The 21,353-nt window shown below is 63.6% G+C and carries 20 protein-coding genes; 15 read left to right on the top strand and 5 right to left on the bottom strand.

Annotation, left to right across the window (positions count from 1 at the left end):
- The first annotated feature begins 55 nt into the window (after positions 1-55).
- The 3 genes from tpiA (at position 56) to ACTEK7_RS01855 (ending at position 3,132) form a co-directional block, all read left to right on the top strand.
- Complete coding sequence (gene tpiA / locus ACTEK7_RS01845; RefSeq protein WP_225147125.1) at positions 56-811, top strand: triose-phosphate isomerase; 756 nt, start codon at positions 56-58, stop codon at positions 809-811.
- Between the two features lie 139 nt (positions 812-950).
- A complete protein-coding gene (gene secG / locus ACTEK7_RS01850; RefSeq protein WP_225147124.1) occupies positions 951-1,334 on the top strand; it encodes a preprotein translocase subunit SecG in 384 nt (127 codons plus the stop codon).
- A 166-nt stretch (positions 1,335-1,500) separates the two neighbouring features.
- Positions 1,501-3,132: a CTP synthase gene (locus ACTEK7_RS01855; RefSeq protein ID WP_100230731.1), complete on the top strand. Its 1,632-nt coding sequence runs from the start codon at positions 1,501-1,503 to the stop codon at positions 3,130-3,132.
- Between the two features lie 42 nt (positions 3,133-3,174).
- On the opposite strand, the gene ACTEK7_RS01860 is transcribed toward ACTEK7_RS01855, so the two are convergent.
- Positions 3,175-4,590: a tetratricopeptide repeat protein gene (locus tag ACTEK7_RS01860; protein ID WP_225147123.1), complete on the bottom strand. Its 1,416-nt coding sequence runs from the start codon at positions 4,588-4,590 to the stop codon at positions 3,175-3,177.
- 458 nt (positions 4,591-5,048) lie between these two features.
- Here ACTEK7_RS01860 and ACTEK7_RS01865 point away from each other — a divergent pair, with 458 nt between their 5' ends.
- From ACTEK7_RS01865 to ACTEK7_RS01875, 3 genes are all read left to right on the top strand, one after another.
- Positions 5,049-5,375 carry an NIPSNAP family protein gene (locus ACTEK7_RS01865; protein WP_225147122.1) on the top strand — a complete coding sequence of 109 codons (327 nt, stop codon included), beginning with the start codon at positions 5,049-5,051 and terminating at the stop codon, positions 5,373-5,375.
- Positions 5,376-5,488: 113 nt separating this feature from the next.
- Complete coding sequence (gene kdsA / locus ACTEK7_RS01870) at positions 5,489-6,337, top strand: 3-deoxy-8-phosphooctulonate synthase (protein WP_225147121.1); 849 nt, start codon at positions 5,489-5,491, stop codon at positions 6,335-6,337.
- A complete protein-coding gene (locus ACTEK7_RS01875; RefSeq protein WP_225147120.1) occupies positions 6,337-7,542 on the top strand; it encodes an MFS transporter in 1,206 nt (401 codons plus the stop codon). Before kdsA ends, ACTEK7_RS01875 begins: the two co-directional genes overlap by 1 nt.
- Before the next feature lie 57 nt (positions 7,543-7,599).
- Here the strand turns inward: ACTEK7_RS01875 and ACTEK7_RS01880 are convergent, their stop codons facing one another.
- A complete protein-coding gene (locus ACTEK7_RS01880; RefSeq protein WP_225147119.1) occupies positions 7,600-8,670 on the bottom strand; it encodes a CobW family GTP-binding protein in 1,071 nt (356 codons plus the stop codon).
- A gap of 116 nt (positions 8,671-8,786) precedes the next feature.
- On the opposite strand from ACTEK7_RS01880, the gene ACTEK7_RS01885 reads away from it, so the two are divergent.
- Together ACTEK7_RS01885 and ACTEK7_RS01890 are read left to right on the top strand one after the other, a co-directional pair.
- Positions 8,787-9,875 (top strand): cyclase family protein, encoded by a 1,089-nt coding sequence (locus ACTEK7_RS01885; RefSeq protein ID WP_225147118.1) that lies wholly within the window; start codon positions 8,787-8,789, stop codon positions 9,873-9,875.
- Positions 9,876-9,935: 60 nt separating this feature from the next.
- A complete protein-coding gene (locus ACTEK7_RS01890; RefSeq protein WP_225125250.1) occupies positions 9,936-10,181 on the top strand; it encodes a cyclic nucleotide-binding domain-containing protein in 246 nt (81 codons plus the stop codon).
- 197 nt (positions 10,182-10,378) lie between these two features.
- On the opposite strand, the gene ACTEK7_RS01895 is transcribed toward ACTEK7_RS01890, so the two are convergent.
- Positions 10,379-11,266: a helix-turn-helix domain-containing protein gene (locus ACTEK7_RS01895; protein WP_225133712.1), complete on the bottom strand. Its 888-nt coding sequence runs from the start codon at positions 11,264-11,266 to the stop codon at positions 10,379-10,381.
- A 313-nt stretch (positions 11,267-11,579) separates the two neighbouring features.
- On the opposite strand from ACTEK7_RS01895, the gene ACTEK7_RS01900 reads away from it, so the two are divergent.
- Both ACTEK7_RS01900 and acmB read left to right on the top strand, forming a co-directional pair.
- On the top strand, positions 11,580-13,220 hold the full coding sequence (locus tag ACTEK7_RS01900) for a flavin-containing monooxygenase (RefSeq protein ID WP_225147116.1): 1,641 nt from the start codon (positions 11,580-11,582) through the stop codon (positions 13,218-13,220).
- A 55-nt stretch (positions 13,221-13,275) separates the two neighbouring features.
- The gene (gene acmB, locus ACTEK7_RS01905) at positions 13,276-14,469 is read left to right on the top strand and encodes a methyl acetate hydrolase AcmB (RefSeq protein ID WP_225147115.1); all 1,194 of its coding nucleotides are present in this window, start codon (positions 13,276-13,278) and stop codon (positions 14,467-14,469) included.
- A 78-nt stretch (positions 14,470-14,547) separates the two neighbouring features.
- Here acmB and queF read toward each other — a convergent pair whose 3' ends face one another.
- On the bottom strand, positions 14,548-15,024 hold the full coding sequence (gene queF, locus ACTEK7_RS01910) for a preQ(1) synthase (RefSeq protein WP_192893427.1): 477 nt from the start codon (positions 15,022-15,024) through the stop codon (positions 14,548-14,550).
- A 112-nt stretch (positions 15,025-15,136) separates the two neighbouring features.
- Positions 15,137-16,114 carry a Vgb family protein gene (locus ACTEK7_RS01915; protein ID WP_036009875.1) on the bottom strand — a complete coding sequence of 326 codons (978 nt, stop codon included), beginning with the start codon at positions 16,112-16,114 and terminating at the stop codon, positions 15,137-15,139.
- 174 nt (positions 16,115-16,288) lie between these two features.
- Between ACTEK7_RS01915 and eno the strand changes: the two genes are divergently transcribed.
- The 5 genes from eno (at position 16,289) to ACTEK7_RS01940 (ending at position 21,183) form a co-directional block, all read left to right on the top strand.
- Complete coding sequence (gene eno / locus ACTEK7_RS01920; RefSeq protein ID WP_109145783.1) at positions 16,289-17,572, top strand: phosphopyruvate hydratase; 1,284 nt, start codon at positions 16,289-16,291, stop codon at positions 17,570-17,572.
- 46 nt (positions 17,573-17,618) lie between these two features.
- Positions 17,619-18,752, top strand: a complete 1,134-nt coding sequence (locus ACTEK7_RS01925) for a zinc-binding dehydrogenase (protein ID WP_109143644.1) — start codon at positions 17,619-17,621, stop codon at positions 18,750-18,752.
- A gap of 203 nt (positions 18,753-18,955) precedes the next feature.
- Positions 18,956-19,507 (top strand): NADPH-dependent FMN reductase, encoded by a 552-nt coding sequence (locus ACTEK7_RS01930; protein ID WP_036009870.1) that lies wholly within the window; start codon positions 18,956-18,958, stop codon positions 19,505-19,507.
- Positions 19,508-19,685: 178 nt separating this feature from the next.
- Complete coding sequence (locus ACTEK7_RS01935) at positions 19,686-20,003, top strand: FtsB family cell division protein (RefSeq protein WP_025036496.1); 318 nt, start codon at positions 19,686-19,688, stop codon at positions 20,001-20,003.
- Positions 20,004-20,223: 220 nt separating this feature from the next.
- The gene (locus ACTEK7_RS01940) at positions 20,224-21,183 is read left to right on the top strand and encodes a helix-turn-helix domain-containing protein (RefSeq protein WP_192893195.1); all 960 of its coding nucleotides are present in this window, start codon (positions 20,224-20,226) and stop codon (positions 21,181-21,183) included.
- Positions 21,184-21,353: the final 170 nt, after the last annotated feature.

The raw sequence follows: 21,353 nt of genomic DNA on the forward strand, positions 1-21,353 counted from the left end.
CTGCAGGGGCACCTCTGCTAGCGCAAGAACAAACCTCATTCTGCTGGACATTGACATGACCGACGCCATCCGACCGCTGATCGCGGGCAATTGGAAAATGAACGGCCTGAAAGCCCAGGCTGCTGAATTCGACGCCATGCTCAACGGCGCGGCAGACGTGGCTGGCAACGCGGACCTGCTGGTCTGCCCGCCGGCGACCCTGGTTGCGGCGTTCGCCGAGAAGGCGCGCGGCAAGAAGGTCGCGATCGGGGCCCAGGACTGCCATCCCAAGGCCTCCGGCGCTCATACTGGCGATATCGCCGCCGAAATGCTCTCCGATGCAGGCGCGACGGCCATCATAGTCGGCCATTCCGAGCGCCGCGCCGACCACGGCGAGGACGATGCGCTGATCCGGCAGAAGGCCGAGGCGGCCTGGCGCGCCGGGGTCATTGCGATCGTCTGCATTGGCGAAACGCAGGGCCAGCGCGACGCCGGCCAGACCCTGGACATCCTGCGCGGCCAGCTCGCCGGCTCGCTGCCCGATGGCGCGACGGCGGCCAATCTGGTCGTGGCCTATGAGCCGGTCTGGGCGATCGGCACCGGGCTGACCCCCACAGCCAAGGATGTCGAGCAGATTCATGGGTTTATCCGGGAACTCCTGACCTCCCGGTTCAAGGCTGACGGTGCCAAGATGCGCATTCTCTACGGCGGCTCGGTCAAGCCCTCGAATGCGGCCGAGCTGATGGCGGTGACTAACGTCAACGGGGCACTCGTCGGCGGCGCCAGCCTGAAAGCGGCCGACTTCCTTGCGATTGCCAAAGGCTGCCCCTAACTCATTCGGACCGTTGGTCCGGATCTGATCGGGGGTGGCAATACCCCCGACGATCGTGTAACACCGCGCAACTTCAGGAAAACCCGCGAAGCGCGCTCGGCCGCCGTCAGGCGCCGCCCGCTTGTGACGGAAGGATATCATGCAGACCGTTGTCATCATCATCCACCTCATGATCGTCGCCGTCATGATCGGGGCCGTCCTGCTCCAGAAGTCGGAAGGCGGCGGTCTCGGCATGGGCGGAGGTGCGGGCTTCATGTCGAGCCGCGGCACCGCGAACCTGCTGACGCGGACCACGGCGATCCTGGCCGTCGGCTTCTTCCTCACCAGCCTGTTTCTGTCCTGGTATGCCGGTTACGACCGCAAGCCGTCGTCGATCATCGGCCAGCCCTCGCAGACCCAGCCGGTCGGCGGGTCGCCGATCGCGCCGCCGACCTCGGGCGGCATCCTGGATTCTCTGAAGAAGGCGGACGAGCAGCAACAGGCGCCGGCTCCGACCGGTCCCCAGGTGCCGCGCTCGCAATAAAGCAGGGGGGGCATGCAGGGCGGCGGCTACCGTCCTGCATCAACAATCCCCATCAAGGCCCTGTCATCACTCTTCGTTTCGGCTCACCCACAGGCCCGCAAAATCTTTGGGGCGGAATACGAATCGCTTTGGCGAATCGTATTTAGGGGATTAGAGGTTAAGTCCCATGGCGCGGTACATATTCATCACCGGCGGCGTGGTTTCTTCGCTCGGCAAGGGTCTGGCTTCGGCGGCACTGGGTGCCCTGCTGCAGGCCCGGGGCTACAAGGTCCGCCTCCGCAAGCTCGACCCCTATCTCAACCTCGATCCCGGAACGATGTCGCCGTATCAGCACGGCGAAGTGTTCGTGACCGATGACGGCGCGGAGACCGATCTCGACCTCGGTCACTACGAGCGCTTCACCGGCCGTCCCGCGACCAAGGCCGACAACATCACCACGGGGCGCATCTACCAGGACATCATCTCCAAGGAGCGCCGCGGCGATTATCTCGGCGCGACTATCCAGGTCGTTCCGCACGTCACCAACGCCATCAAGGAATTCGTCCTCGACGGCAACGACGATTACGACTTCGTGCTGGTCGAGATCGGCGGCACCGTCGGCGACATCGAGGGCCTCCCGTTCTTCGAGGCGATTCGCCAGCTCAAGAACGAACTGCCGCGCGATCATGCCGTCTACATCCATCTGACGCTGCTGCCCTACATTCCGAGCGCTGGTGAATTGAAGACCAAGCCGACGCAGCACTCGGTGAAAGAGCTGCGCTCGATCGGCATCCAGCCGGACATCCTGCTCTGCCGCACCGATCGCGAGATCCCGAAGGAAGAGCGGCGCAAGCTCGGGCTGTTCTGCAACGTGCGCGAAAGCGCCGTGATCGAGGCGCGCGACGTCGACAACATCTACGCGGTGCCCGAGGCCTACCACAATGCGGGCCTCGACGACGAGGTGCTCGCCGCTTTCGGGATCGCCTCTCGGATTCCGCCGGAGCTGCGCAGCTGGCAGGAGATCAACGAGCGCATCCGCAACCCCGAAGGCAACGTCACCATCGCCATCGTCGGCAAGTACACCGGCATGAAGGATGCGTACAAATCGCTGATCGAGGCGCTCTCGCATGGCGGCATCGCCAACAAGGTGAAGGTCAATCTCGACTGGATCGAGAGCGAGATCTTCGAGAAGGAAGATCCGGCGCCGTTCCTCGAGCACGTCAACGGCATCCTGGTGCCCGGCGGCTTCGGCCAGCGCGGCGCCGAGGGCAAGATCAAGGCAGCGCAGTTCGCGCGCGAGCGCGACGTGCCGTATTTCGGCATCTGCTTCGGCATGCAGATGGCGGTGATCGAGGCCGCGCGAAACCTCGTCGGCATCGAGGACGCCAATTCCACCGAGTTCGGCCCGACCAAGGAGCCGCTGGTCGGCCTGATGACCGAGTGGCTGCGCGGCAACGAGCTCGAGAAGCGCTCGCAGGCCGGCGATCTCGGCGGCACGATGCGGCTTGGCGCCTATCCGGCAACGCTGAACCGGGGCAGCCGGGTCTCGCAGGTCTATGGCGGCGCGACCGAGATTTCCGAGCGTCACCGCCATCGCTACGAGGTCAATACCGCCTACAAGGACCGCCTCGAGCAGCACGGCCTTAAATTCTCAGGCCTCTCGCCCGACGGTGTGCTGCCTGAAATCGTCGAGTACGAGGATCACCCCTGGTTCATCGGTGTCCAGTTCCACCCCGAGCTGAAGTCGCGCCCCTTCGAGCCGCATCCGCTGTTCGCCTCGTTCATCGAGGCAGCGGCGAAGCAGAGCCGGCTGGTGTAGCCGGCTGGGTCTGCCCTGACAAAGTCTTGCTCGCACGTCCGGCTACGCGGCCGCGATGTCCATCCTGCGGCAGAAGCAAGATGCCTTGATCGGCACCTCCGCCCGCGACTGGGCAAGGTCAAGTCGCTGCTTGATCAGCGGCCTCTCGGCCTTGTCGCCACGTCGCATGAGACATTCGTGCAAGCCGTGAAGCGACCACAGATTGTCGGGATGCTGGCAGGCCCGGCTCAGCTTTCCGTCGAGGCCGAGATCGGAACGGTACACCGCCTCGGCTTCCTGGATCCTTCCCTGCTCCAGCAGCAGCGCGCCGAGTGCGTGACGCGGTGGCTGCATCCATCCCCACGGCTCGTCATAGGGCAGGGCGTCGCTGAGCGCGACGGATCGGCGCAGCTCAGCGAACGCAAAGTCGTAGTTGGCTTTGCGATATTCCAGTTCGCCATTCAACATGGCTTCGGCCACGTCGAGCAGGGCGATGACCTTGTTGTTGTGCACGAGTCGGCTCTCCGGCACGCGCGTCTTCGCCTGTGCGAACAACGCTTTCTCGGTTTCGGCCTCAGTTATGTGGCCAAGCGCCGAATGAGCCACCGCCTTGGCGTAGTGGATCATCGCCGTCACCGAGCAGTATAGCTGCCGATCCTCCGGTAGCTGTTGGGCAATGATGTCGTGCCATTTGCCGAAACGCACGAGAACGTGCTGCTTCATCGTCAAATAGCCTTCTAGGAAGTCCGCCATCGGGGGCGATTGAATGCGCAGCACTGGCTCGGGCACGGTGGCAATGAGTTCCTCGGCCGCTGCGATCGCGGGGGCGTATTGACCCAGGAACATCGCGCCGTAGATGGCGAAGTGGAAGTTGTGAATGACATAGACCAGGTAGACACCCGGATCGTCCGAATAGGCGAGGAACCTGCGGTCGGTCGCCAGCGCCTTCTGGTTGTAGAGCAGGACGTCGTTGTACTGTCCGCACAGCACGTCGAGATGCGTCGGCATGTGGATCAGATGGCCGCTATCGGGAGCGATCCCGCGCAGCCGGTCCCCGGCCCGCATCGCCCGTTGCGGGAAGGGCGACATCTCCATGAGGTGGACGTAGAGATGGAGCAGACCCGGATGATTCCACGCAGCCGGCCATCGATCGAAAGCTTGTTCGAGCACGGCCCTGCATTCCTCGGTGCCAGCGCCCTTGGTGGGTTCTCCAGACGAGAGGTCCCACATCAACCACGGCGTCTCGTTCATGATCGATTCGGCAAAGATGGCGAGGACCTCGAGATCGTCGGGATAGGTGGCGAAGACCTTTCGCATCTCTCGCGTGAAGGCCTTGTCCCACGGCGCCATGTCCTCGATCGCTTCACGCTGCGGATAGCGCACCGACAAGGCGCGGATCAGCGCTTGCTCGACCGGGCTCGCCTTATCCGCCTGCGCGAGCGCGTTCTGCGTCGCATCGTATGATGCCGCCAGCGCCAATTGACGGCCTTGTGCGTCATAGCGGACCCAGGGCAGGTTGTAGTTGGGACCCGCGGCGTAGCCGATGCCCCAATGCGCCATGGCGCAGCTGCTATCGAACTCGAGCGCCTTGCGAAAACATTTGATCGCCTCGCCGTGGTTGAATCCGAACACCCAGTTGAGCCCTCGGTCGAACCAGAGCTGCGCATCGGGCGAAGTCGTGCTGATTTTGCGGCTGTAGGGTCCGAGATCAAAATAGGTCATTGCCTTCGCCCCCTTTGATCGCTTCGGTCGTTTTGCCGATTGCTCTCGGGCAGTCGGCGGCTGATACGTCCGGACCGAGCCTGCACATTATCAAGAGCGCTGGCCCCGCGCTATCGAGCTATGCGCGGAACGCCATGAGGGGGCCCCGGGTGAGGCTCAAGACAGAGTTGTGGCCAGCGGGTATAACCGCCTCTCCTGCCAGGGAGGGAGCAAGAATGATCTACGAAATGCGTATCTATCGTTGCGTGCCCGGCCGCCTACCGGCATTGCTCAAGCGGTTCGAGACCGCCACGCTCAAGATCTGGGAGAAGCATGGCATCAAGCAGGCCGGGTTCTTCACCACCCTGATCGGCGAATCCAACCAGGAGCTGACCTATTTCCTCGCCTGGGATTCGCTTGCCGAGCGCGAGAAGAAGTGGGGCGCGTTCATGACCGATCCGGACTGGATGAAGGCGCGCGCCGAGAGCGAAGCCGACGGCCAGATCGTCGCCAACATCGTCAGCCAGATCCTGGCGCCGACCGCCTTCTCGGCGGTGAAGTAGCAGGCGGCGGGCAGGGAACCCTGGCGCAACCCTGATATTCGGACCGTCCGGGCGGAAGAGGGTTGATCCGACCCTCATGCCGGCTATGGTCGCGCCGAAACGAGGGATGTGCCTTGAGCTCTTCGAATTCAGCGGCGCCGGTCGTCACCATCGGCAGGGTCAAGTTCGGCAATGATTTGCCGATCGCGGTCATTGCCGGGCCCTGCCAGCTCGAGAGCCGCCAGCATGCGCTGGAGGTCGCCTCCGCGCTGAAGGAGATCGCGGAGCGGCTGAACATCGGCCTCGTCTACAAGACCTCGTTCGACAAGGCCAATCGCACCAGCGCGGCGGCGGCGCGCGGGCTGGGTCTTGCGCAGTCGCTGCCGATCTTCGCGGAAATCCGATCCTCGCTCGGCTTGCCGGTTCTGACCGACGTGCACGAAGCCACGCAATGCGCCGAGGTGGCGCAGGCCGTGGACATCCTGCAGATTCCAGCCTTTCTGTGCCGGCAGACCGATCTGCTGCTGGGGGCGGCTGCGACAGGCAAGGTTGTCAATGTCAAGAAGGGCCAGTTCCTGGCGCCCTGGGACATGGCCAATGTCGTCGCCAAGATCACGAGCGCGAACAATCCGAACGTGCTCGTTACCGAGCGCGGCGCCTCATTCGGCTACAACACGCTCGTGTCCGACATGCGCGCGCTGCCGATCCTGGCGCGCACCACCGGCGCGCCCGTGATCTTCGACGCCACCCATTCGGTGCAGCAGCCGGGCGGGAAGGGGACGTCCTCGGGCGGCGAGCGCGAATTCGTGCCCGTGCTCGCACGTGCGGCGGTGGCAGTCGGCGTTGCCGGCGTCTTCATCGAGACTCATCCCGATCCCGATCGCGCGCCGTCGGACGGCCCCAACATGGTGCCGCTGCGCGAGTTCGAGGGGCTCATCGCCCGGCTGATGGCGTTCGACGCTCTGGCAAAGAATCCGCGCTGATGCAACAGAGCGAGGCGCGGCCGCAAGATGGCTTGCCGACGGCGCTCTACGTCATCTCAGGCGCAAGCTTTGCCGCTGCCTTGTCGGCTCGCGCGCTCGATCCGGTGCTGCCGCACGTCGCCGAGGATTTTGGCGTCAGCATCGCCACCGCCGCGGGCTTTGCCGCGGTGTTCGCCTTCACCTTCTCGATCATCCAGCCGATTATCGGAGCCGCCGCCGACCTGTTCGGCAAGACGCGGCTGATGATCGGCTGCCTCGCGCTGCTCGGCCTTGCCAACATCCTGGGCGCATTCTCGACGTCGTTCTCGGTTCTGTTCGCAACCCGCATCCTCGCGGGGATCGGCTCGGGCGGCGTATTTCCGGTGGCGCTCAGCCTGACCAGCGACCTCGTCGGTCCCGAGAAGCGCCAGGTTGCGATCAGCCGCACGCTCGCCGGCGCCATGACGGGCAATCTGCTCGGCGCCTCGGCCTCAGGCCTGATCGGTGATTTCCTCGGCTGGCGCGGCGTGCTGGCGGTGCTCGGTGTCCTGGTGATCATCGCATCGATCGCGGTCGCGGCCGGCTTTCGTGGCGCCAAGGTCAAGCATCCGCCGAAGACGAGCCTGTCGGCGTTGAAGGCCGGCTATCGCACTATCTTCACCAACCCGAATGCCTATGTCTGCTATTCGGCGGTGTTCATCGAAGGCTGCTGCGTGCTCGGGCTGTTTCCTTACATCGCTTCGTTCCTGTTCGAGCTCGGCCAGACCTCGCTATCGATCGCCGGCATCGTCATCGCCGGCTTTGCGGTCGGCGGCCTGTTCTACACGCTGACGGTGTCGCGCCTGCTGCCTTGGCTCGGCGTGAAGGGCATGATGATCGCAGGGATGACGCTGGTGGCCTCACAGCTCATCGCCGTCGCCTTCGGTCCACGCTGGGAAGTGCAGGCGCTGAATCTCGTCGTGATGGGCTGGGGCTTCTACATCGCCCATGGCTGTCTCCAGGTCTTCGCCAGCGAGCTCTCGGTCGAGGCGCGCGCCACGGCAATGTCGCTGCATTCGTTCTTCTTCTTCATGGGACAGACGGTGGGACCGCTCGCCTATGGCTTCGGGCTTCAGCATGCCGGCAAGATGGCGACCCTGTCTTCGAGCGCCGCGATCATGGTGCTGCTCGGCCTCGTCTGCGCGCGGCTGCTCAAGCAGCGGGCGCCGTCAGACGCCCGCGTCTGAGGCCGCGTCCGGACGAAGCGCCCTCTCAAAAACCTTCGCGAGCGGTCTTTGTGGTGGTCAAGCGCCCGCGTGGGCCTCCTGCCAGAGGTCAAGCACCTCGTGACGCGGAATGCCACGGGTGATGAACACGATGCGCGAACGGCGGTCGGTATTGGGCCATTTTGCAAGCGCCACCGGCGGATGGAAGACGTGGTGGATGCCATGGACCGCGACCGGCGCCGCTTCATCACGAAGATTCAAGATGCCCTTGACCCGCAAGAGGTCCTCTCCCCGGGTGGCGCGCAGATGCGCGAGCCAGCGCGATACGGCCATCCAGTCAAGGGGATCGTCGAATGCGATCATGAAGTTAAGGATCGATGCATCGTGGCTATGATGCTCGTGATGGGCATGACCGTCATCGTGATGATGGGCGCGCTCATGTGCAGCCTTGGCGACGTCGGCGAACGCCTGCTCGTTGAGCCAGCGCTCGATATCGGCTGTCTTCTTTTCGGGGTCAATGAGGGCGGCGCCGAACAGTTGAGCCGGATCGACATCGCCATGCGCCACGTTCTCGATCCTGGCGCTAGGATTGAGCCGACGAAGCCGCAAGTCCAGTGCGTCAGTATCATTGACTAAATCGCGCTTGGTGATCAGCAGCCGGTCAGCGAGCGCGACCTGCTTCACCGCCTCGTATTGGCGGTCGAGCTGCCGCGCAGCATTGACCGCGTCGACGGTCGTCACCACGGTGTCGAGCCGCAGGAAATGCGAGACCAAGGGGTTGTTCAGCAGCAGCTGAGCGATGGGAGCGGGATCAGCCAACCCCGTCGTCTCGACCAAAATCCTGCGGAACGGCGGGACCTCGCCACGATCGCGGCGCACCAGCAGCGCGCGCAGGGTCTCTTCCAGATCGCTGCGAATAGTGCAGCAAATACAACCACTCGCAAGCACGGCGACTTCGCCATCCACGCGTTCCACGAGGAGGTGGTCGAGGCTGACCTCGCCATATTCGTTGATGACGACGGCGCTGTCCTTCATCGCGTCGTGGCGTAGCAGGCGGTTGAGCAGTGTGGTCTTGCCGCTGCCAAGAAAGCCGGTGATCAGTGACACCGGAGTCCGCTCGGCGGATTTGTCGCTCTCGAACAGGCTCATCGGCGTCCTCAACCCTGGTCTTATTTTTGTCGCTGGACAACAGCCTAATGGAGGACGAGCATTCCGAAAACAGGATCTTAAGCCCGATCTCAGCGGGCACAACCCGGGAGGAAGCGATGGACGACACCAAAGGCGACGAAGAGAAGGGCGGTGCTGCGACCGATCGCCGGACCTTGCTCCGCACGGCAGGCCTTGCTGGTGCGGCTGGGGCGGCATTCGCAGGTGCGATGCACGGCAAGTTCTCACTCGCACCGATCACAGCGGCCCAGGCCCAAACCACAACGATGCCAAAGGGCGTGGACAAGCCTTGGTGGCCCTCGAAATGGGGCAAGGACGACGAGGCTGGCGCGTCGAACCATATGACACCGGCGAAGGTTCTTGATGCCGTGAAGTGGATCAAGGATGGCAAGATCTACAAGATCGGGCGCGTTTACGAGCAAGGCATGCCGTTGTTCGGCGCCCGCGCATTCTCGTTGCGCATTCCCGGCGGGCCGACTGGCGGCCCGTTCGGCGACAACAAGCTCGTCTATCACGACGAGTTTCTCGCTACCGAGATCGGCCAGACCGGCACACAATTCGACGGGCTCGGCCATATCGGCATCCAGCTGGGCAAGGACGGCGACAAGAGCGAGATGCGCTTCTACAACGGCTTCACCGCCGCTGAGATCAGCGACGCCTACGGCCTGAAGAAGCTTGGCGCCGAGAAGCTCAAGCCGCTGTTCACACGCGCCCACCTGATCGATATGGTCGCGCTGAAGGGCGGCATGATGGACGCGGGCCAAGAGATCACCTCGGCCGATATCAAGGCGGCGCTCGCGAAGCAAAGCATCGCGGAGAGCGACATCAAGCCGGGCGATGCGATCATGTTCCACACCGGCTGGGGCTCCCTGTGGATGAAGAACAATGATCGGTACAATAGCGGCGAGCCTGGAATCGGTCTCGATGCCGCGAAGTGGATCATTGAGAAGGATCTCGCGCTGACTGCGGCCGACACCTGGGCGGTCGAAGTGGTGCCCAATCCCGACAAGTCGCTCGCTTTCGCGGTTCATTCCGAATTGCAGACCAAGCACGGCATTCTCAACCACGAGAACCTGATCTTCGACGAGTTGATTGCCGACAAGAAGTACCAGTTCGTCTACTGCTTCACGCCGTCGCCGATCAAAGGCGCGACCGGCAGCAATGGCTGTCCGATCGCGATCACCTGAGGCGGATGAAAAAGCGGGTGGGCGGGACGTCCCCGCCCACCGCGCGAGCTGCGGAGCGGCGTGCGGCTCGCCTCGCATGGTCCCGGCATGGAATTCGGCGAGATGGCGATCCTGGAGCACAGCCGCAGCGCCGACGTCTTCGCCGACACGCCCGTCACCTGCCTCGAACTGCCGCTCGACAGCTTTGCCGATTACCGCCGGCTGCACCCGGAAACGTCGTTGAAGATCATGCGCAATCTTGCCGCCATCCTGGCGCGGCGGCTGGTGCTGGCGAATGCCAAGGTGGATTTGCTGAGCGCCTACTGACTATACCGAGACATTGTTTTTCGTTCCCCTGATGCGACGCAGCGCGCCGCACTTGCGGCGTGGTGCGTTGCTGATCCGGGGTCCGGAATTCGTGGCGCTCGGTCCCGGCTGTGCGGGGCGCAGCGTTTCGCGCTGCACCTTGCGCGGAACACGGGTGGGCTGTCTCACTTCGTCCACGTCACACTGGGTGGAGGAGGCTAGCTCACGCAGCTCTTGCGATACTCAGCTGGCGTGACGTTCATGTACCTGCGGAAAATCCGATTGAGATGGCTTTGATCGGAAAATCCGCTTAAGAGCGCAATCTCTTTCAGGGCGAGCCGATCCTTGCGCAGATGTTGGCGGGCGCGCTCCACCTTGCGGCTCAGGACATAGGCATGCGGCCGCATGCCATAGTGCACCTGGAACTTGCGCGCGAACTGCACCGGCGAGCAGTTGCAGATGTTGGCTAGCTCCTCGAGCGTGATGTTCCTGGAGATGTTCTGTTCGACATAGTCCTCGATCAGCCTTGCATGCGCTGGCCTGAAGCGCCCCTGCGGACAGGGCAGCTTGAATTCCACCGAGGCGTATTTTCGCAAGATGTGCACGCTCGCCTGAAGTGCCAGCGCATCGTAGCAGAGCCGGCCGCCCGGGCCGCCTTCGGACACTTCCTGCACCATCCGGTCACCGATCCAGGTCAGCACCGGATCTTCGATCCTGAGCAGATCGTAGAGTTCGACGCCGTCTGACTCGCGGTCGAATGCCTCGCTCGCGGTCTTCGTCATCAGGCTCGGCGAGATGTAGAAATGGCTGACTTCGAGGTCATTGCTCCAGCGCCAGTTCGAAGGCTCCGCACGTGTCAGCAGGGTTGTGACACCGCGTCCGACGTGATCCTGCTTCCACGCGCCGGTCACACGGCGGTTCATTGACGTGGTGCCTTCGCGATAGACGACGATCAGGAAATTCTCGGACGGCGGCACCCAGATGTCGGACGGCGCATAGCGGAAGACGCGCAACCGAAAGTCAGCCTTGCCCACGGCGGAACTGTCCAGCATCAATTGGCCGGGAGCGTAGCGGGGGAGCTCCTCAACCGTGATTAATTGGCCCATCGCGCGCCACTCCTTCCCTGATTCTAAGGCGCGGTTGACCGCTTCTGCTTCTCATTGGCCGAACGGCGGAGACGAGCATAAGCCGGTTTTGCCATTTGCCAAGCGAGCCGTGTTGCCGAACTGCAGGACCGGCTGAGGAGCGCGCGGCTTCGTTCAAAGAATTGTCCGATTTGTTCAAGCTCCAGCCGGCGGAATACTCATAACTTTTCCCCGTCCCGTACTGACGGGATCAACAATGACGCGCTGCACCACCCCCGATCGCATGACGGATGGGGAAGGTCGTGCGCACTCAAAAATCACCGAGGAGGAAAAAATGGCGGAAGCCCTGACCAAATCCAATGGAAGCAACGGTTCGCATGGAACAGCGAGGTTCGATGCCGTGGTTGTCGGAGCCGGCGTCGCCGGGCTCTATCAACTCTATCGTCTGCGCGAGCAGGGATTGAGCGTCAGGGGGATCGACGCCGCGTCAGGCGTCGGCGGCACGTGGTATTGGAATCGATATCCCGGCGCGCGCTTCGACTCCGAGGCCTACATCTATCAATATCTTTTCTCCGAGGAGCTCTACAAGGATTGGAGCTGGAGCGAGAAGTTTCCGGGCCAGCCCGAAATCGAACGCTGGATGAACTACGTCGCCGACCGTCTCGATCTGCGCAAGGACATCCAGTTCAGTACGACGGTCAAGAGCGCGCACTTCAACGAGGCTTCGCAGCGCTGGCTGGTCACGACCGACCGGGGCGACGTGATCGATACTCAGTTTCTAGTTACCTGCTGCGGCATGCTGTCGGCTCCCTACGTATCCTTTCCGGGGCAGGAGACTTTCAAGGGACAGTTGTTCCATACGGCGCGCTGGCCGGAGCAGCCTGTCGAACTCGCAGGCAAGCGCGTCGGAGTCATCGGCAACGGTGCGACCGGCATCCAGGTCATCCAGACGATCGCCGGCGATGTCGGCCATCTCAAGGTGTTCATCCGGACGCCGCAATACATCATCCCGATGAAGAATCCGAAATTTGGGGCCGCGGAGGTCGAGGACTACAAGTCGAGATTCAAGTCACTCACCGAACGCCTGCCGCGCACATTCACCGGCTTTGAATACGACTTCGAGCACGCCTGGGCAGACCTCACGCCGGAGCGCCGCCGCGCGGTGATCGAGGCCTGCTGGAATGACGGTTCTCTGAAGCTATGGATATCCTCGTTCGCCGAGCTGTTCTTCGACCCGGAGGTCAATGCCGAGATCTCCGAATTCGTGCGCGGGAAGATGCGCGAGCGGCTCGAGGATCCGAAACTGTGCGATGCGTTGATTCCTGCCGATTATGGCTTCGGAACGCACCGTGTGCCGCTCGAGCAGAACTTCCTCGAGGCCTTCCATCGCCCCAACGTCGAGATCGTCAGCGTCAAGAGCAATCCGATCGATCGCGTCACGCCCACTGGTATTCAGACCGCTGACGGTACGGTCCATGAGCTGGATGTCATTATCCTAGCAACCGGCTTCGACGCCGGCACCGGTGCCTTGACGCGCATCGATATCAGGGGTCGCGACGGCCGATCGCTGAGGGAGGACTGGGGCAGGGACATCCGCACCACGATGGGCCTGCAGGTTCACGGCTATCCCAACCTGTTCACGACCGCCGTTCCGCTCGCTCCATCGGCTGCGCTGTGCAACATGACCACGTGCCTGCAGCAGCAGGTCGAATGGATCGATGACTGCATCAAGTACATGCGCAGCAAGGATCTGAAGGTGGTCGAGCCGACAAAGGACGCCCAGGACAGCTGGGTGGCCCATCACGATGAGATCGCAAACGCGACGCTGATCGCGAAAACCAATTCCTGGTACCTGGGCTCGAACGTCGAAGGCAAGCCGCGCCGTGTCCTGTCGTACTGCGGCGGCGTCGGCGCGTATCGACAGAAGTGCGACGAGGCCGCGGTGAACGGTTACGAGGGCTTCGCGATGCAATGAGCGCTCGCGACGCGAGCATCGACCACATCAAACAATCCAGCACGGGAGGACGATCATGATCATGAATTTTGGCGCGACGGCAGATGCCGTTCTCGACGGCGTCGTCACATCCACGCCGCGCGTGCCCGGCGTTGTCGCGATGGTGACGGACCGCCGGCGCAACATCTATGAAGGCGCAGCCGGCAAACGCCGTCTCGATCGGCCGGCGGACATGACCACCGACAGCGTCTTTGCCCTTTTCTCCACCACCAAGGCGATTACCGGCACGGCCGTTCTGCAACTCGTCGAGGAGGGCAAGCTCGATCTCGATGCGCCCGCGAAGCGTTACGCGAACGAGATCGGAAAGCTGCAGGTGATCGAGGGCTTCGATGCAGCGGGCGAGCCGATCCTGCGTGCACCGAAGCGCGATATCACCACGCGCATGCTGATGACCCACACGGCGGGCCTGAGCTACCATTTCATCAACCACATCTACAACCGGCTGGCGCAGGAGAAGGGGCAGCCCAGCGTGATCACCGCGACCAAGGCCTCCCTGATGACCCCGCTGCTGTTCGATCCCGGCGAGCGCTGGGACTATGGAACAAATCTCGACTGGTGCGGCCAGATCGTCGAGGCCATCGCGGGCAAGCGACTCGGTGAAGTCTTCAAGACACGCATCTTCGAACCGCTCGGGATCGAGGACATGACCTTCGAGCTGACCGATGCGATGCGCCAGAAACTGGCCGGCATCCACGCGCGGAATGCCGACGGGTCGCTGACGCCGATGGATTTCGAGCTTCCGGCAAAGCCCGAAGTCCATATGGGCGGCCACGGCCTGTACGGCGCGGTCGGCGACTACATGCGTTTCATCCGCATGTGGCTGAATGATGGGGTTGGCGAACACGGCCGCGTGCTGAAAGCCGAAACCGTTCGGATGGCGGAAAGGAACCACCTGGGCGACAGGAAGGTAACGCCGATCACGGGTGTCATCCCGTCACTGTGCAACGACGCGGAATTCTTTCCGGGCCAATCCAAATCCTGGGCGTTGAGCTTCATGGTCAACGACGAGGAAGCCCCGACAGGACGTCCCGCCGGCGCGCTGGGCTGGGCCGGGCTTGCCAACCTGTTCTACTGGATCGATCGGCAGAACAACGTCGGCGGGTTCTGGGCCACCCAGATTCTGCCCTTCGGTGATCCGACATCATTCATCGGCTATATGAACTTCGAGACGGCGCTCTACCAGAGCCTGAGGCAGCGCTTGGCAAGCTAGGACCGTGCTGCGAGAGCGGCCTCGTCGCTGTCGACCGAGGCCGTTTTCTCTTGATGGTCACACGTGACCGAGCATGCCCTAGCCCCGCCCGCGATAGGGCGCCACGCCTTGCTCCGGCACCCAGAGTCCCTTCGGCACGCGGCCGGTCTGCCAGAACACGTCGATCGGGATGCCGCCGCGCGGATACCAATAGCCGCCGATGCGCAGGAATTTCGGCTTGATCTCGGACGCGATACGCTTGCCGATCATCACGGTGCAGTCCTCGTGGAAGGCGCCGTGATTGCGGAAGCTCGCGATGTAGAGCTTGAGCGATTTCGACTCCAGGAGCCACGCCCCCGGCGCGTAGTCGATCATCAGATGCGCGAAATCCGGCTGGCCCGTGACAGGGCAGAGCGAGGTGAATTCCGGCACGGTGAAGCGGACCAGATAGTCCGTGCCTTTCTGCGGATTGGGCACGCGGTCGAGCTGGGCCTCTTCCGGCGTGTGCGGCCATTCGACCGCGCGGCCGAGCTGGAGGGACTTTTTCGCCATCGTCGTCAACATCCTGTGGAGCATGATCCGGAAAAGTGGGCACCGGTTTTCCGAAAGATCATGCTCAATTAAGCAATAGGAGCGCGATAAGATCGCGCTCCAGAGGATGCCGGGATGGACGCAAACGGGCTCGTCGTCAACCTGCGGCGATTGTCTGGATCATGACGATGCGGTCGTTGCCGGACTCGCAGCCCCAAAGCTCGCCCGGCCGCCCGTCGAGCTGGCGGACATTGGCGTTGGCCTTGTCGCTGGCGAAGACGTTGAACTTCTCGGTGGCGGGATCGAAGCGCACGATGGCGTTGGCGGAGAAATCGGTCAGCCAGACCTTGTCCTTGTCGTCGACATAAACGGCATAGGCGCGGGGACGTTCGCCTGGCAGCTTCCAGGTCTTCCACGAGCCGTCCGCGGGATCATGCACCGAGACGTGGCCGCTGTTCCACTCGCTGACCCAGATCCGGCCCCTCGAATCCGACCAGACGCGCCGCGACCCCTGGTTCGGGGTCGGCGGCTCGACCACGGTCGCATTGCCGCCCGCGCGGTCGATCTTCGCGATATGGCTGCCGCCGAGGGAGGCGTACCAGATATCGCCCTTGGGCGTGACCGTGATGCCGTAGGGGCCGACCCCCTTCGGTGCCTTGAACACGTTCATCTCGCCGGTCTTCGGAGACAGCCGGCCGTAATAGCCGGACTGGCCGGTGAACCAGTAGGTGCCATCCCTGTCGAACACGCCGGTGTTGAGATTGGCGGAGGCTAACTTTTCCGGCAGGCGGAACAGCGTCACCTTGAGATCGGCAGGGTCGACCCGCGCAATCGCGTTCTGGCCGCCTTCGGTGATCCAGGGCGCACCGTCGGGCCCGACGGTTACGCCGTGTGGGGCTGCGCCCTGGCCTAGGCTGACCGTCTTGAAACGGCCATCGCGTGGATCGAGACTGCCGAGCAGACCCTTGCCCTGCGCCGTGAACCAGATGGTGCCGTCAGGGGCGGGCGTGAGATCGTGCAGGCCGATACCCGGACTGATCGGGTAGTATCTCGTCCGGAACGGGCCTTCCTGCGCAAAACCTGGACGGGCGGCGAGCAGCGCGGCGCTCGAAGCAAGAAATTGGCGGCGATTCATGGCGTTACCCCGACTGTTTGAGATTGAGGTTGGGCACGCGGACCAGACGTGGTCGAGCATATTCTGAGGCGCCTTTCGCGTCAGTCGGAGCCGTGCGTCCAAGCGTTCACATTTGCTTGCGGCCCGTGTAAGACCCGCGGCACCGATCAGCCCCAACGAACGGAAGTGGACATCATGACCGCCATCATCGACATCATCGGCCGCGAAATTCTCGATAGCCGGGGCAATCCCACCGTCGAGGTCGATGTCGTGCTGGAGGACGGGGCGCTCGGCCGCGCCGCGGTTCCGTCCGGCGCCTCCACCGGCGCCCATGAGGCCGTGGAACTGCGCGACGGCGACAAGGCGCGCTATCTCGGCAAGGGCGTGACCAAGGCGGTCGGCGCCGTCAATGGCGAGATCTTCGAGGCCCTGAGCGGCCTCGATGTCGAGCAGCAGGCCCAGATCGACCAGATCATGATCGACCTCGACGGCACGCCGAACAAGAGCCGGCTCGGCGCCAACGCCATCCTCGGCGTCTCGCTGGCCTGCGCCAAGGCGGCCGCGAATTCGCTCGACATGCCGCTCTATCGCTACGTCGGCGGCACCTCCGCGCGCCTGCTGCCGGTGCCGATGATGAACATCATCAATGGCGGCGTGCACGCCGACAACCCGATCGACTTCCAGGAATTCATGATCCTGCCGGTCGGCGCCTCGAGCTTTGCCGAGGGCCTGCGCTACGGCGCGGAAGTCTTCCATACGCTGAAGTCCGAATTGAAGAAGGCCGGCCACAACACCAATGTCGGCGACGAGGGCGGTTTCGCTCCGAACCTGCCGTCGGCGGACGCCGCGCTCGACTTCGTCATGAATGCGATCGGCAAGGCCGGCTTCAAGGCGGGCACCGACATCATGCTCGGCCTCGACTGCGCCTCGACCGAGTTCTTCAAGGACGGCAAATACGTCTATGAAGGCGAGGGCAAGACCCGTTCGATCACCGAGCAGGCGAAGTATCTTGCCGACCTCGTCGCGCGCTATCCGATCGTGACCATCGAGGACGGCATGTCGGAAGACGACATGGACGGCTGGAAGGAGCTCACTGACCTGATCGGCAAGAAGTGCCAGCTGGTCGGCGACGACCTCTTCGTCACCAACGTCAAGCGCCTTGCCGAAGGCATCAAGACCGGCCGCGCCAACTCGATCCTGATCAAGGTCAACCAGATCGGCACGCTGACCGAGACGCTCGCCGCGGTCGAGATGGCGCACAAGGCCGGCTACACCTCGGTGATGTCGCACCGCTCCGGCGAGACCGAGGATTCCACCATCGCCGACCTCGCGGTCGCCACCAATTGCGGTCAGATCAAGACCGGCTCCCTTGCAAGGTCCGACCGGACCGCCAAATACAACCAGCTCTTGCGCATCGAGCAGCAGCTCGGCAAGCAGGCGCTCTATGGCGGCAGGGCGGCACTGAAGGCGCTGGCGTAAGCCGGCGTCTCGATCCGCGCGAACAGAAGGACAGGGGAGGATCGACATGAGTGACGGCAAGACCGGACTGGAATTGCGTTCGCTGCTCAAGAAGAGCGGCGAGCTGGAATTGTCTCTCGTGACGGTCCCGACCCCGGAGCCGGCCGACGATGAGGTCGTGGTTCGCGTCGAGGCCACCCCGATCAACCCGTCCGACCTCGGGCTCCTGATCGGTCCCGCCGACATGTCGGCCGCCAAGGTCTCCGGCAGCAAGGAGATGCCGGTCATCACCGCCACGATGCCGGAGGCGGCGATGCGGATGATGGCGGCGAGATTCGATCAGTCGCTGCCGGTCGGCAACGAGGGCGCCGGCACGGTGATACGGACCGGATCGTCGGATGCGGCCAAGGCCCTGATGGGCAAGACGGTGTCGATGATCGGCGGCGGGATGTACACGCAGTACCGCGTGCTCAAGGTCCGCGACGTCATGGAGCTGCCGCCGGGCACCACGGCGGCGGACGGCGCTTCCTGGTTCGTCAATCCGCTAACTGCACTCGGCATGACCGAGACGATGCGGCGGGAGAACCACAAGGCGCTCGTGCACACGGCCGCAGCCTCCAATCTCGGTCAGATGCTCAACAAGATCTGCATCAAGGACGGCATCGGCCTCGTCAATATCGTCAGGAACAAGGAGCAGGCCGACATCCTGCACAAGATCGGCGCAAAGTACGTCGTGGATTCCAGCGCGCCCAACTTCATGGACGATCTGACCAACGCGCTGGTCGAGACCGGCGCCACCATCGCCTTCGACGCCATCGGCGGCGGCAAGCTGGCGAGCCAGATCCTGACCGCGATGGAGATCGCAGCCAACAAGACCGCGAAGGAATACAGCCGCTACGGCTCCAACGTGTACAAGCAGGTCTACATCTATGGCAGCCTCGACACGCGGCCGACGGAGCTGAACCGCTCGTTCGGGCTCAGCTGGGGCGTCGGCGGCTGGCTGCTCACGCCATTCCTTCAAAACATCGGCCCGGCCGAGATCGGCCGCCTGCGCCAGCGCGTGGCATCCGAGCTCAAAACCACCTTCGCCAGCCATTACACCAAGGTTGTCTCGCTCGCCGAGGCGCTCGATCCCGCCAATATCGCAGTCTACGCCAAGCGGGCCACCGGCGAAAAATTCCTCATCAACCCGAACAAGTGATCGCTTCGGTCGGTTATCGACACGCATCAGGCCGCCGCTTGGCGGCCTGATTGCTTTTGATCGTGGCCTGGACGGATCGCAACCGGACCCATTTCCAGAAACGCAGCGTTTCCAAATCGGACCGGTTCATGCACTTGCATCTATTGACCCGGATGGCTTAAGTGCCGTCCCGGCATTTCCGCTCGAGCCTTCAAGGACACCCAATGGCCTACAACATCGTCACGATCGCTGGCAGCCTGCGCAAGGACAGCTTCTCACTCAAGATCGCCAATGCGCTCGCCAAGCTTGCGCCTGCCTCGCTCAAGCTCGAGGTGATCACGCCGGCGGGCATCTCGTTCTTCAACCAGGACCTAGAGGGCGCGCCGCCCGCGGACTGGCTCGCCTTCCGCGAGAAGCTCAAGACGTCGAATGGCGTCCTGTTCGTCACGCCCGAATACAACCGCTCGATCCCGGGCGTCCTGAAGAACGCCATCGACGTCGCCTCGCGCCCCTATGGCAAGAGCTCGTTCCTCGGCAAACCGGTCGGCATCATCTCTAATTCGCCGGGGCTGCTCGGCGGCGTCAGCGCGGCCAAGCATCTGCAGAACATCCTGCCGGGCATTTCCGGTCCGGTCCTCCAGCAGCCGGAAATCTATCTCAGTAGCGTCGGCGATGCCTTCGATGCGGACGGCAATCTGACCAAGGACTCCCTCAAGACGGTGCTGCAGCAATACATCGACGCCTTCGCCGCGCATGTGGCGAAGAATCAGGGCTGAGCTTCCGGCCAAGCCGACGCTCCGTCATGCCCGGGCTTGTCCCGGGCATCCACGTTCTTCGTTATCGCCGGCAAAGCACGTGGATGGCCGGGACAAGCCCGGGCATGACGCGTCATGGAGATAGTGCCTCGTTCTGGCAATTAGCACTTCCTTAACCAACCTGTCCCATCTTCCAAAGATGGTCTCCCGCGCGCGCCTGAAATCGATCCTGACCGGTCTTGCCCTCTATGCGATGGCGGCGGCGATCGTCGGCTATTTCGGCGTCAACGCCTACACCGGCAAATACGGTCTCAACGCCCGCCAGGAGCTCGACCAGGAGATCATCGCGCTGACCAGCGAGCTGGCTCAGCTCAAGCGCGAGCGCGCCAGAAGCGAACAACGGGTGTCGCTGCTGCGGTCCGAGAAGATCGACCCGGACATGCTGGACGAGCGGGCGCGCTTCCAGCTCGACTATGTCCATCCGCGCGATCTCGTTCGAATGATCCCGGCGAACTAGCGGCATCCGCAGCTTTCGAACGCCGCAGGGAAAGTCGCTGCTGACATCCGACCACCACAACTTTGCCTCCTCCTGCGAAGGTCGTAACCCCCGATCCGGGCGGTTCCCTTGACGGCGGCGCCGCGGCGGGCTCATGCCTTTGCTGGCGCGCGCTGAAGTTGACGCAGATCAACCGGGGAGCACCGGCGCGTCCTACAATCGATATCCGGAGGAAACTGTGATGAATGGGACAATGCCCCGGCATCACGCGGCCCGCGTCGAGGCCGCCATAGCGTCAGGCCAGGCGGCACGGTCCGCGCTCGTGGCCTCGTGGCGCCGTTCCTCCCGGTTGCACCATCTCGATCCCGGCGGCCACGCCGCGCCGATGCGGCTGACCGAGGCCGAGCTGCAGCAGGCGCGCGAGCGCATCGCGCCGCTTCTGGCGGCCGCCCAGGGCGCCATGGACCGGCTTTATCAGGCTGTCGGCGCTGCGGGCTGCTGCGTGCTGCTCGCCGATCGCGAGGGCGTGCCGGTCGATCGCCGCGGCACGGTGGCGGACGATGCGACGTTTCAGTCCTGGGGCCTTTGGACCGGTGCACTCTGGAGCGAGGAGCACGAGGGCACCAACGGTATCGGCACTTGCCTCGTCGAGCTGCGTCCGCTGACCATCGATCGCGACCAGCACTTCTTTGCGCGCAACACGCTTCTGAGCTGCACCGCCGTTCCGATCTACGATCACGAGGCGGCGCTCGCGGGCGTGCTCGACGTCTCTTCCTGCCGCGCCGACCGCACCGACGCCTTTGCCAGCCTGATCGCGCTCGCGGCAGGCGAGGCGGCCAGGCGGATCGAGGCCGACCTATTTCGCAAGGTCTTCGCCCATGCCCGCATCGTGCTGACACAGGCGGCGGATGGAAGCTGCGGCGGCCTCGTTGCGGTCGATGCGGACGATCTCGTGATCGGCGCAACGCGCTCCGCCCGGCTGGCGCTCGGCATCGCGCCCGGCGGTGCGTTGCGGCCGGTGCCCGCGGCCGATCTTCTCGGCGGCGATGCCGCGCGCGATCATCTTGCCGGCGGCCAGCGCGCGGTGCTGCAGCGGGCGCTGCTCCGCGCCGGCGGCAATGTCTCCGCCGCCGCCAAGGCCCTCGGCGTCAGCCGCGCCACGCTCCATCGGAAGCTGAAGCGGTTCGAGCTGAACCACTGAGCTCATCCGTCATTGCGAGCGCAGCGAAGCAATCCAGAATCTTTCCGCGGAGGGACTCTGGATTGCTTCGCTGCGCTCGCAATGACGATAGGGTGGCCGTGAGCGCTCCATCTCACGCTTACCTCGTCCACGACTGTCGCAGTTCTGCGACAGGTCCGCCCCACCATCGC

It is taken from the genome of Bradyrhizobium sp. JHI2711 (assembly GCF_056156565.1).